Annotated in this window: 12 protein-coding genes; 11 read left to right on the top strand and 1 reads right to left on the bottom strand. The window is 65.8% G+C overall.

What is annotated here, in order from left to right:
• Positions 1 to 127 precede the first annotated feature (127 nt).
• From miaB to trmB, 8 genes are all read left to right on the top strand, one after another.
• Entirely contained in the window at positions 128 to 1519 is a 1392-nt protein-coding gene (gene miaB, locus ACODS4_RS01505; RefSeq protein ID WP_488860013.1) for a tRNA (N6-isopentenyl adenosine(37)-C2)-methylthiotransferase MiaB, read from the top strand.
• Entirely contained in the window at positions 1516 to 2544 is a 1029-nt protein-coding gene (locus tag ACODS4_RS01500; protein ID WP_298377976.1) for a PhoH family protein, read from the top strand. Before miaB ends, ACODS4_RS01500 begins: the two co-directional genes overlap by 4 nt.
• On the top strand, positions 2541 to 3086 hold the full coding sequence (gene ybeY, locus ACODS4_RS01495; RefSeq protein ID WP_488860010.1) for an rRNA maturation RNase YbeY: 546 nt from the start codon (positions 2541 to 2543) through the stop codon (positions 3084 to 3086). Before ACODS4_RS01500 ends, ybeY begins: the two co-directional genes overlap by 4 nt.
• The gene (locus ACODS4_RS01490; protein ID WP_488860008.1) at positions 3083 to 4015 is read left to right on the top strand and encodes a hemolysin family protein; all 933 of its coding nucleotides are present in this window, start codon (positions 3083 to 3085) and stop codon (positions 4013 to 4015) included. The genes ybeY and ACODS4_RS01490 overlap by 4 nt, the downstream gene beginning before the upstream one ends.
• A 127-nt stretch (positions 4016 to 4142) precedes the next feature.
• Positions 4143 to 5768: an apolipoprotein N-acyltransferase gene (lnt, locus tag ACODS4_RS01485; protein ID WP_488860006.1), complete on the top strand. Its 1626-nt coding sequence runs from the start codon at positions 4143 to 4145 to the stop codon at positions 5766 to 5768.
• A 79-nt stretch (positions 5769 to 5847) separates the two neighbouring features.
• A complete protein-coding gene (locus tag ACODS4_RS01480) occupies positions 5848 to 6339 on the top strand; it encodes a helix-turn-helix domain-containing protein (protein WP_488860004.1) in 492 nt (163 codons plus the stop codon).
• A gap of 237 nt (positions 6340 to 6576) precedes the next feature.
• Positions 6577 to 7746: a methionine adenosyltransferase gene (metK, locus tag ACODS4_RS01475; protein WP_488860002.1), complete on the top strand. Its 1170-nt coding sequence runs from the start codon at positions 6577 to 6579 to the stop codon at positions 7744 to 7746.
• Positions 7747 to 7848: 102 nt separating this feature from the next.
• Complete coding sequence (gene trmB, locus ACODS4_RS01470; RefSeq protein ID WP_488860000.1) at positions 7849 to 8598, top strand: tRNA (guanine(46)-N(7))-methyltransferase TrmB; 750 nt, start codon at positions 7849 to 7851, stop codon at positions 8596 to 8598.
• On the opposite strand, the gene ACODS4_RS01465 is transcribed toward trmB, so the two are convergent.
• Positions 8595 to 8912 (bottom strand): antibiotic biosynthesis monooxygenase family protein, encoded by a 318-nt coding sequence (locus ACODS4_RS01465; RefSeq protein ID WP_488859998.1) that lies wholly within the window; start codon positions 8910 to 8912, stop codon positions 8595 to 8597. The two genes, trmB and ACODS4_RS01465, sit on opposite strands and share 4 nt — an antisense overlap.
• Positions 8913 to 9175: 263 nt before the next feature.
• Here ACODS4_RS01465 and rimP point away from each other — a divergent pair, with 263 nt between their 5' ends.
• The 3 genes from rimP to ACODS4_RS01450 all read left to right on the top strand — a co-directional run bounded on the left by rimP (position 9176) and on the right by ACODS4_RS01450 (position 12049).
• Complete coding sequence (rimP, locus tag ACODS4_RS01460) at positions 9176 to 9667, top strand: ribosome maturation factor RimP (RefSeq protein WP_488859996.1); 492 nt, start codon at positions 9176 to 9178, stop codon at positions 9665 to 9667.
• A gap of 53 nt (positions 9668 to 9720) precedes the next feature.
• Entirely contained in the window at positions 9721 to 11253 is a 1533-nt protein-coding gene (nusA, locus tag ACODS4_RS01455; protein WP_488859995.1) for a transcription termination factor NusA, read from the top strand.
• A gap of 64 nt (positions 11254 to 11317) precedes the next feature.
• Positions 11318 to 12049, top strand: coding sequence for an RNA-binding protein (locus tag ACODS4_RS01450; RefSeq protein WP_488859993.1), 732 nt, complete (start codon positions 11318 to 11320; stop codon positions 12047 to 12049).
• The last annotated feature ends 5 nt before the right edge of the window (positions 12050 to 12054 follow it).

Here is a 12054-nt window from a genome sequence, read left to right as displayed (position 1 = left end):
TGCTACCATCTTGCTTCACAGCGACGCCGATTGAACGGCGACTCGCGCGCCACGCCCTGCCGTGTGGCGCGCTGTTTGTTTTTGCGCCGGGCGTTTTGACGCCGGCTTTTGCGCGGAAGGGTGCGGGTTGAGCAAGAAACTGTTCATCAAGACCTGGGGCTGCCAGATGAATGTCTACGACTCCGCCCGGATGGCGGATGTCCTGGCGCCGCTGGGTTATCGTCCGGTCGATGAGCCGGACGGCGCCGACATGGTGATCCTCAACACCTGCCACATCCGCGAAAAGGCGGCGGACAAGGTTTTCTCGGAGTTGGGACGCCTGCGCATCCTGAAGGACGAAAAGGCCGAGGCGCAGGACGGCACGATGATCCTCGCCGTCGCCGGTTGCGTCGCCCAGGCCGAAGGCGAGGAAATCGTCGCCCGCGCGCCTTATGTGGACATGGTGTTCGGCCCGCAGACCTACCACACCCTGCCGGAAATGGTCGCCAAGGCCAGCCGCGCGGCGGGCAGCGTGCTGAACACGGATTTCCCGGCGGAGTCGAAGTTCGATTTCCTGCCGGAAGAGGCGACCAGCCAGGGCGTCGCCGCCTTTCTGGCGGTGCAGGAAGGCTGCGACAAGTTTTGCACCTTCTGCGTCGTGCCCTACACGCGCGGCTCCGAGTTCTCCCGCCCGGCGGACCAGATTCTGGTCGAGGCCAAGCGGCTGGTGGCGGGCGGCACGCGGGAAATCAGCCTGCTCGGCCAGAACGTCAACGCCTGGCACGGCGACGGTCCCGACGGATCGACCTGGGGGTTGGGCCGTCTGATCCGCGAATTGGCGGAGATCGACGGGCTGGCGCGCATCCGCTACACCACCTCGCACCCGCGCGACATGGACGACGAATTGATTCGCGCCCACGCCGACGTGCCGCAACTAATGCCCTATCTGCATCTACCGGTGCAATCGGGGTCGGACCGCGTTCTGGCGGCGATGAACCGCAAGCACAGCGCCGACGATTACCGCCGTCTGGTGGACCGGCTGCGCGGGGTCAACCCGGATCTGGCGCTGTCCAGCGACTTCATCGTCGGCTTCCCCGGCGAAAGCGACGCCGATTTCGCGGCGACGCTGAAGCTGGTGACGGATGTCGGCTACGCCCAATCCTATTGCTTCAAATACAGCCCGCGTCCGGGAACCCCGGCGGCTCTGGAAAGCGCGCAGGTGCCCGAAGACGTGAAGGAGGCCCGCTTGCAGGCCCTTCAACAGCTCATCGGCGCGCAGCAGGTCGCCTTCAACCAGGGCTTCGTCGGGCGGACCATGCCCATCCTGTTCGACCGCAAGGGCCGCCGTCCCGGCCAATTGCTGGGCCGCAGCCCGTGGATGCAGTCGGTCCACGCCGAAGCGAACGAGCGGCTGCTCAACCACATCGTCGAGGTGCGGATCGACGACGCCCGGCCCAACAGTCTGGCGGGCACGGTCGTCACCGGCGATTACGCCTCGACCGCGCGCAACCCTGTCCATGCTCTGGAGGCACGCGCTTGAACGGCCAGCCTGATCGGCGGATCGACGTTCAGTTTGACGACAACCGGCTGCTGCCGATGCTGTACGGGGAGCATGACCGCCACCTCGCCCGGATCGAGGCGCTGTTGGGCGTGTCGCTGACCTCGCGCGGCAACACGCTGATCGTCTCCGGCCCGTCCGACGCCGCCGACGCGGCGCGTTCGGCCCTGAACGCGCTCTACGCCCGGCTGAGCCGGGGGCTGCCGGTGGGGGCCGGGGAAATCGACGCCGCCGTCCGCATGGCGACCTCCGACACCGACGAGGAAACCCGTTTGCAGACCTTGGCGACGGTGGCCTCGACCGAAATCACCCTGCGCACCCGGCGGCGCGGCTCGATCACCGCGCGCTCGCCGATGCAGGCGGCCTATCTCCAGGCGCTGGCGGAAAGCGAGCTGGTGTTCGGGCTGGGACCGGCCGGCACCGGCAAGACCTATCTGGCGGTGGCGCAGGCCGTCGCCCTGCTGACCACGGGTCAGGTGGACCGCATCATCCTGTCGCGCCCGGCGGTGGAGGCTGGGGAGCGGCTGGGCTTCCTGCCCGGCGATCTGAAGGACAAGGTCGATCCCTATCTGCGCCCGCTCTACGACGCGCTGCACGACATGCTGCCCGCCGAACAGGTGAAGAAGCGGTTGGAATCGGGCGAGATCGAAATCGCCCCGCTGGCCTTCATGCGCGGTCGGACGCTGGGCAACGCCTTCGTCATTCTGGACGAGGCGCAAAACACCACGCCGATGCAGATGAAGATGTTCCTGACCCGTCTGGGCGAGGGCGGGCGGATGGCCGTGACCGGCGACATCACCCAGATCGACCTGCCCACCGGGGCCAGATCGGGCCTGCGTGACGCCATGGAGATCCTGAAGGGGGTCGAGGGCGTGCGCTTCGTCCAATTCACCGACGCCGATGTCGTGCGCCACCCGATGGTCGCGCGCATCATCCGCGCTTATGACCGGGCCGACGCGCAGCGGGCGACGACGGCGGCCCCCCGCGCCTGGGAGAACGCGCGATGACCGAGGCTGAGAACGGCATGAACACCCCCGACGCGGCGGCCCCTGAGCTTGAGGTGTGCGTTTCACGTGAAGCGGGGGCCTGGCCGGACGGCGCCGAGGCGCTGGCCGAACGCGTCGCTTACGCCACGCTCGCCGCCAGCTACCCGCCCGACGACGGCCCCGCCGAATTGTCGGTGGTGCTGGCCGACGACGCGCTGGTCCAACAACTGAACCGCGACTATCGCGGCAAGGACAAGCCGACCAACGTGCTGTCCTTCGCCCTGACCGAAGCCGAAGAACCGGAGCTGGAGGAGGGCGCGCCCATCCTGCTGGGCGACGTCATTCTGGCCTATGAGACGGTCCAACGCGAAGCCGCCGAGCAAAACAAAAACCCCGACGATCACCTGACCCATCTTGTGGTGCATGGTGTTTTGCATCTTCTGGGGTACGATCACGAAACGGACGACGAGGCTGAAGAGATGGAGGCGCTGGAAACCCGGTTGCTCGCCACCCTTGGCGTCGCCGACCCGTATGCCGTCAACCATGAACCGCCGGACCAATGAGCGAAATTTCCGACAGTCGCACGCCCCGTGACGACGGGGCCGAAGACCATCATTCCCTGGGCCATCTGTTCAAGGGATGGCTCCGCACGGTCATGGGGGGGCGCGGCGATTCCTCGCTGCGCGCCACCATCGAGGAATTGATCGACGATTCCGACAGTGCGGAAGAATCGGTGGGGGCGGGCGAACGCGCGCTGCTCACCAACATTTTGAAGCTGCGCGGGCGCACGGTCGCCGACGTCATGGTGCCGCGCGCCGACATCGTCGCGCTGGACATCGACACCCCCTTTCCCGCGCTGATTCAGAAGATCGCCGAAGAAGGCCATTCGCGGCTGCCGGTGTACCGTGAAACGCTCGACGACGTGATCGGCGTCATCCACATCAAGGATGTGCTGACGATCATGGCGCGCCAAGCGCTGGGCGAAGGCGCCGACGCCGATTTGCAAAGCATCGTCCGCGAGGTGAAGATCGTCGCCCCGTCGATGCGGGTGCTCGACCTGCTGGTCGAGATGCGGCAGAGCCGCAGCCATCTGGCCCTGGTGGTGGACGAGTTCGGCGGCATCGACGGGCTTGTCACCATCGAGGATCTGGTCGAGGAAATCGTCGGCGAGATTGAGGACGAGCATGACGAGGCCGCCGCCCCCCGGCTGGACGAACGGCCCGACGGCAGCCTGATCGTCGACGCCCGCCTCCCCATTGAGGATTTCGAGGAGCGCGTCGGCCCGGTTCTGACCGACGAGGAGCGCGAGGACATCGACACGCTGGGTGGCTTGGTCGTCTCGCTGGCGGGCCGCGTGCCGGGCCGGGGGGAGTTGCTGACCCACCCGTCGGGCCTGGAGTTCGAGATCATCGACGCGGATTCCCGTCGTCTGAAGCGGCTGCGGGTGCGCAACGCCCCGGCGAACAGCTCGGCGCTGGCCGAAACCGCCTGACGATCCCCTCTTTGTCACACCCCCACGCCGTTGATCCCGACCAGGGTTTGACGGTGGGGGATTGTGTTTGTCACACGCGGCGCCATTTATGGGCTGCATCGCCGTCGCCGATCCCGGAGTTCTTGTTGTGACCGTTCTTGACACGGCGCCCAATCCGTCGCGGCTGGGCCACGCGCGCGCGTTCCTACTGTCCCTGACCGGATGGCGGCGCTGGGCGATGGCCGCCGGGCTGGGCGGGCTGGCGACCTTCGCCTTGCCCCCGGCCTACGCCCTGCCCGTTCTGTTGATCGCCTTTCCCGGCTTGATCTGGCTGTTGGAGGGCGCGACGTCCGGTCGCCGGGCCTTCGCGGTTGGTTGGTTCTTCGGCTTTGGCCATCACCTGTTGGGCCTCTATTGGATCAGCGCGGCGCTGTTCACCGACATCAAGCAATTCTGGTGGGCCTTGCCCTTTTCGGCGGTCGGGTTGCCGGTGCTGCTGGGGCTGTTCACCGGGACGGCTGGGTGGCTGTTCCACGTCTTGCGCGCGCGCGGGTTCGGTGGCGGGTTGGCTGGGCCGCTGCTGTTCGCCGGGTGCTGGGCGCTGCTGGAATGGCTGCGCGGTCATGTGTTCACCGGCTTTCCGTGGAACCTGATCGGCTATGGCTGGGTTGACGTCTTGCCGGTTCTGCAAAGCGTGTCGCTGTTTGGGATTTACGGTCTGTCGCTGCTGACGGTGTTGGCGGCGTCCCTGCCCGCCGCGCTGGCCGATCCGGGAATAAGGCCAAGGCATGCTTGGGGCGCCGTCGCCGCCGGGCTGCTGCTGTTCGTCGCGCTGGGCGGTTGGGGCGGCTGGCGGCTGGCGACCGCGTCCGACGCGGTGGTTCCGGGCGTGCGGCTGCGGCTGGTCCAGGCGGCCATCGACCAGAAGCTGAAATGGGCCAATGGCCAACGTGAAAAGAACGTTCAGGAGAATCTCGATCTTTCCGCCCTGCCCGCGTCGGAGCCGATCACCCACATCATCTGGCCGGAAACCACGGTTCCCTTCTTCATCGAGCGCGACGCCCGCGTTCGGCAGGTGTTGGGATCGGTGACGCCGTCCGGCGGTTTGCTCATCACCGGGGCGCCGCGTTCGGAAACCACCAGCGATGGGCAATGGCGCTATTACAACAGCTTGATCGCGGTGGACGGCAGCGGCGCGGTGGCGGGAAGCTACGACAAGGCCCATCTGGTGCCGTTTGGCGAATACATGCCGCTGCGGCGTTGGATGCCGGTCGGCGCCATCGCGGGCAACGGCGCCGAATTCTCGCCCGGTCCCGGCCCGAAGACGCTGCGTCTGGCGGGACTGCCGCCGGTCAGTCCGCTGATCTGTTACGAAGGGATCTTCCCCGGCGCCGTCACCGACCCGACCGACCGACCGCAATGGCTGCTGAATCTGACCAACGACGCTTGGTACGGCCACACCGCTGGCCCGCACCAGCATTTCGCCATCAATCAGGTGCGCGCCGTGGAAGAGGGTTTGCCGCTGGTTCGCGTCGCCAATACGGGTATCTCCGGGCTGGTGGACGCCTATGGGCGTGTGAGACAGTCACTCGGGTTGGGGGAACGCGGCGTCATCGATACCACGTTGCCGAAAGCGCCGGATGGAACCACTCTTTATAGCCGTGCCGGGGATCGTCTCTTCGGCTTCGTGCTTGTCGCGTGTTTTCTTGTTTCCGCTTTCGCCCGACGCGATCCACGAGGCCGAGATCTGAGCGAATTTTCTCCTTTGACATGAAGGAAAAGGAGCGGCGGGCTTGACTGCATACGTGGATATGCCATATCAAAGTTGCACAACTGTTACAGGGATTAGCCAGATGCAAGCAGCAACAGGGGCGCCACGCGGGCGCCGTGCGGGTGCGGGTCGTCCGAAGACCGGAAAGCCGAACCCGATCGACGTTCATGTCGGATCGCGCGTCCGGTTGCGCCGGACGCTGCTGGGCATGAGCCAGGAAAAATTGGGTGAAGCCATTGGTCTGACCTTCCAGCAGGTGCAGAAGTACGAACGCGGCGCCAACCGCATCGGCGCGTCGCGTCTGTTCGACCTCAGCCGCGTGCTGGATGTGCCGGTGTCTTTCTTCTTCGACGACATGCCGGCCGAAGCGGCGGCGGCGCGCATCGACGATGACGAGGACGCGGCGGGCGACGACCGGGCGACCGGCGGTTACGAACCCGATCCGATGGCCAAGCGGGAAACGCTGGAGCTGGTGCGCGCCTATTACAAGATCAACGACCCGTCGGTGCGCAAGCGCCTGTTCGAGTTGACCAAGGCCGTCGCCAACGCCGCCGTCGCCGAAGCGGCGGAATAACGTCGGATCATGCCGATCATCGAAGGGGAGTGCGATTTTTGGCCGCATTCCCCATTCGATGATGAAAAACAGTGTTCGCCACCATTATTGATGACGCCCGTATGTTGAACGGGGAGATTGCTTGACCCCGGGGGAAATCCTTGTCAAATACGAAATTGGGTCGGTGTCCTGCGGGCGCTGTACCGATCTGTCGTATCGACTTGTGAAATAGCGCGCCGCCAAAAGCCGAGGTTCCCCGTGGCTAAGCTGAACTACGTCTTCACCAGCGAATCCGTGTCGGAAGGCCATCCCGACAAGGTCTGCGACCGCATTTCCGACGCCATCGTCGATCTCTATCTGTCGCACGACCCGCAGGCCCGCGTCGCCGTTGAGACTCTCGCCACCACCAACCAGGTCGTTCTGGCCGGTGAAGTCCGTGGACCGGACAGCATCAAGGCCGATCATCTGGTCGAAGTCGCCCGCGCCGCCGTCAAGGACATCGGTTACGAGCAGGACGGCTTCCATTGGGAAAAGATGGACGTCAAATGCCTGGTCCATTCCCAGTCCGCCGACATCGCCGTCGGCGTTGACGCCGCTGGCAACAAGGACGAAGGCGCCGGCGACCAGGGGATCATGTTCGGTTACGCCTGCCGCGAAACCCCGGCGCTGATGCCCGCGCCGATTTATTACTCCCACGCCATTCTCAAATCGTTGGCCGAGGCCCGTCATTCGGGCGCGGCCCCGCAGCTCGGTCCCGACGCCAAGAGCCAGGTGACGCTGCGTTACATCGACGGCAAGCCGGTCGGCGCCACCGCCATCGTGCTCTCCACCCAGCACGCCGAAGGGCTGGACCAGGAGGCCGTGCGCGAGATCGTTCGCCCGCACATCGTCAACTGCCTGCCGGAAGGCTGGATGTGCGACGAGGCCAGCCTGTACGTCAACCCGACCGGCCGCTTCGTCATCGGCGGCCCGGACGGCGACGCCGGTCTGACCGGCCGTAAGATCATCGTCGACACCTACGGCGGCGCGGCCCCGCACGGCGGCGGCGCCTTCTCGGGCAAGGATCCGACGAAGGTTGACCGTTCCGCCGCCTACGCCGCCCGTTACCTCGCCAAGAACGTCGTCGCGGCGGAATTGGCGGAGAAGTGCACGATCCAGGTGTCCTACGCCATCGGCGTGTCGAAGCCGTTGTCGGTCTATGTCGACACCCACGGCACCGGCGCGGTGGACGAGGATCGCCTGTCGCAGGTGTTGCAGCAGCTCGTCGATCTCAGCCCGCGCGGCATCCGCACGCATCTGGGCCTGAACAAGCCGATCTACGCCCGCACGTCCGCTTACGGTCATTTTGGCCGCAACCCGGACGCCGATGGCGGCTTCTCGTGGGAGAAGACCGATCTGGTGGGCGATCTGCGCAGCGCGTTGCTCTAACGCCCGTCGCCCGTCAACGGATGTGACGAGACAGCAGGGGCCGTTCGCGGCCCCTGCCGTGTTTTTGAAGCCTGGATTTTCTGAAAAGCGTTCCGCACCGCCATGACCGACTCGACTCCTCCCGCCGATTCCGACGCCGACGCGACCTCGGGCGATGTGAAAAACCGCGTGTATGGACGCCGCAAAGGGCGGCCCTTGCACAAGCGCAAGACCAGCCTGTTGACCAGCCTGCTGCCGACGCTGGAGATCCCCACGCCCGCGCCCGGCGACCGACTCGACCCGTTCAGCCTGTTCGACGCGCCGGTCGAGGATGTTTGGCTGGAGGTTGGTTTCGGCGGCGGGCATCATCTGGCCCAGGTGGCGACCGAAAACCCGACGGTCGGCGTGATCGGGGCGGAACCCTTCATCAACGGCGTGGCCAGCCTGCTGGCTCTGGTCGAGGACGCCGGGTTGGACAAGCGGGTGCGGATTCTGCCCGACGACGCCCGTCCGTTGATCGACGCCTTGCCCGACGCCTCGGTTGGCCGGGCTTTCGTTCTGTTCGCCGATCCCTGGCCGAAGACCCGCCACCACAGCCGCCGCTTCATCGGCCCGGAGAATCTCGCCCGCCTGTCGCGCGTGCTGAAGGATGGGGCTGAGCTGCGCGTGGCCAGCGACGACATGGGGCTGGTGCGCTGGAGTCTGGAGCATCTGGTCAAGCATCCGGACTTCGCCTGGACGGCGCGGGTTCCGTCGGACTGGCGGGTCCGCCCGTTCGATTGGCCGCCCACCCGTTACGAGGAAAAGGCCATCGAAGCCGGGCGCAAGCCGGTCTTCCTGCGCTTCGTCCGCAACCCGCGCGCTTCCGCTTAAGCTGAAACCGGATCGGGCGCCGCCACCACCGGTTCGGCGAAATGCTCGACCAGCGGGAACGGGTCGTAGAAAGGGTGCAAAAGCGCCTTCCACCGCGCGTAACGGTCGGACCCACGGAAGCCCTCCGTATGGTCCTCCAACCGTTCCCACTGGACGAGCAGAAGGTAACGGTTGCCAACCTCCAGACAAGGCCGCAGCTCCAGACCACGAAAACCGGGTGTGGCGGCGATCAAGGGGCGGGCCTCGGCCATCACCCGCTCGAAATCCCGCTCCTGCCCTGGTCGGACCATCAACAAAGCGGCTTCCAAAATCATCGTCGCGCTCCCGCAAAATCATGACGCCGCCCCAGCCTTGCTTGCCGCGCGGGACAAGGCTAGGGAAAAAGCTTGCGGGATCGGGCGGAATGACTATAGTCAGCCTTCATGAACCCATACGGATCGGCGGCCCGGGAAACTGGACCGTCGGGACGCTTTGCGGGTGGGCTTTGGCCCACTTATTTTTTTATCGGCGTGCGGCGACGCACGGGTGGAAACCTGGATCGGTTCAATCCCGGTCACAGGCTGTAGGTTGGGTGGATATGGACGCATCAGGTCGCATCGAACAGATCATCACGCCGTCGGTCGAGGCCATGGGCTACGAGATCGTGCGTGTTCAGATTTCGGGCGGCCAGCGGTCGATCCTTCAGATCATGGCGGAACGCGCCGACGGCGCGGCGATGACCGTCGAAGATTGCGCCGACATCAGCCGCTCCGTCTCCGCTTTGCTGGACGTCGAAGATCCCATCCGCGACGCCTACACGCTGGAAGTCAGCTCGCCCGGCATCGACCGACCGCTGACCCGTTTGAAAGATTTCGCCCGGTTCGCCGGTTTCGAGGCCAAGCTGGACACCCGTCTGGCCTCAAGCGACGGACGCAAGCGCTTCCGAGGCATATTGAAGGGCGTCGAAGACGGCCTCGTGTGCATCGACACCGAACAGGGAGCCGCCCGGCTGGAGTTTGACAACATCCTGCGCGCGAAGCTGGTTTTGACGGACGAACTGATCCGCGCCAGCCAAGAGCAGCAGGGTTGATCCCTCCGCCGCCTCTCCCCTAAGACCACACGCCGACCCAGGAAGTGTAACGGATGGAACTGCTGCAAGTCGCTGACGCCGTCGCTCGCGAAAAGAACATCGACCGGGATGAAGTCCTGGAGGCGATGGAGCAGGCGATTCAGAAGGCCGGTCGGTCCAAATACGGGCACGAGCACGACATCCGCGCGCGCATCGACCGCAAGAGCGGCGACATCCATCTGACCCGCCATCTTGAGGTGGTCGAGACGGTGGAGAACGAGGCGACGCAGATCACGCTCGCCTACGCCCAGCGTCGCAAGGCGGGCGCCAAGGTTGGCGACGTCCTGGTCGATCCGCTGCCGCCCATCGATTTTGGCCGCATCGCCGCGCAGACCGCCAAGCAGGTCATCGTGCAGAAGGTGCGCGACGCCGAGCGCAAGCGCCAGTTCAATGAGTACAAGGACCGCAACGGCGAGATCGTCAACGGTCTGGTCAAGCGCGTCGAATACGGCAACGTCACCGTCGATCTGGGCCGCGCCGAAGCGATCCTGCGCCGCGACGAACTGCTGCCGCGCGAGCATTTCAAGAACGGCGACCGTGTGCGCGCCTACATCTACGACGTGCGCGAAGAGCCGCGCGGTCCGCAGATCTTCCTGTCGCGCACCCATCCGATGTTCATGGCGAAGCTGTTCGCCCAGGAAGTGCCGGAGATCTACGACAACATCATCGAGATCAAGGCGGTCGCCCGCGATCCCGGTTCGCGCGCCAAGATCGCCGTTCTCAGCCACGACAGCTCGATCGATCCGGTCGGCGCCTGCGTCGGCATGCGCGGCAGCCGCGTTCAGGCGGTGGTCGGCGAGCTTCAGGGCGAAAAGATCGACATCATTCCGTGGGCGAGCGAGGCGGCGACCTTCGTCGTCAACGCGCTGGCCCCGGCGGAAGTGGTCAAGGTCGTGCTGGACGATGAGAATCGCCGCATCGAGGTGGTGGTGTCGGACGACCAATTGTCGCTGGCCATCGGTCGCCGTGGCCAGAACGTGCGTTTGGCCTCGATGCTGACCGGCTGGGACATCGACATTCTGACCGAACAAGAAGAATCGGACCGTCGTTCCGACGAGATTCAGAACCGTTCGGGCGTCTTCATGCAGGCGTTGGACGTTGACGACGTCATCGCCCATCTGCTGGTCGCCGAAGGCTTCTCCTCGGTCGAGGAAATCGCCTATGTCGAAACCGAAGAGCTGGCGGAAATCCAGGGCTTCGACGAATCGGTCGCCGACGAGCTGAAGCAGCGCGCGCTGGCCTTCCTCGACGAACAGGAAAGCCAGGCGAACGAGCGCCGTCTGGAGCTGGGCGTCGAAGACGTCGTGGCCGAACTGACGGGCTGCACCGCCGCGCAACTGGTCAAGCTGGGTGAGAACGGCGTGAAGACGCTGGACGATCTGGCCGATCTGGCGGGCGACGAGCTGGTGGAGATTCTCGGCAAGGACGGCCCCTCGGAAGAGGAGGCCAACGAGATCATCATGGCCGCGCGCGCTCACTGGTTTGAGGGCGAAGGCGCGGCGGCTGGCGGCGAGGCTGGCGAGCAGGGTCAGGGCGCGTCGGCCTGATCGGCTGAATCGCGACGAACCGGCGTTGAGTGTTTGAGGACCGCGAAAGGCGGATGACGAACGGATGACCGAGCGGGAAGACCCACAGGCGCCGAACGCCGCCGCCGACGCGGCCCCGGAGGTGGTGGACCACCAACCGGCGGACGACGAGAAGGGGCCTTTGCGCCGCTGCATCGCGTCGGGAACGGTTGGGCCGAAGGATGGGATGATCCGTTTCGTGATCGCCCCCGACGGCGAGGTGGTTCCCGACCTTGAGGAATCGTTGCCCGGTCGTGGCCTGTGGGTCACGGCGGATCGGGCGGCTCTGGCGAAGGCCATGGGGAAGTCCGTCTTCGCCAAGGCCGCGCGCCGAGCGGTGAAGGTGCCGCCGGATCTGGCCGAACGGCTGGATCGGCTGCTGGAACGGCGTTGCTTGAACGGTTTGGGCCTGGCCCGCCGGGCGGGCCACGTTCTGGCTGGGTATGAGAAGGTGCGCGAGGCGTTGAAGGTCAACCAGGTTGGTCGCGCGGGTCCCCCGCCGGCCCTTCTGGTCGAGGCCGCCGACGGTTCGCTCGACCAACGCGGCAAGGTGACGGCGCTCGCGCCGACGCTTCCCGTGATCGCCCTTTTCGAGTCGGCCGCTCTGGCCGCCGCGTTGGGGCGGGATCACGCGGTGCACGCGGTGGTGGCGCGCGGCAGGCTGGCCAAGGGGCTGGCGCGCGATGCGGCCCGCCTTAAGGGGCTTAGGGGGCAGGTGCCCCCGGTGTGTGATAAGGGCTTGGGAGTCGGCGATGGCGCCGACCGGCCTGCGATGTAACGTCT

Source organism: Azospirillum sp. FG154 (assembly GCF_057809575.1).
This window is presented reverse-complemented; position numbering and strand designations above follow the sequence as displayed.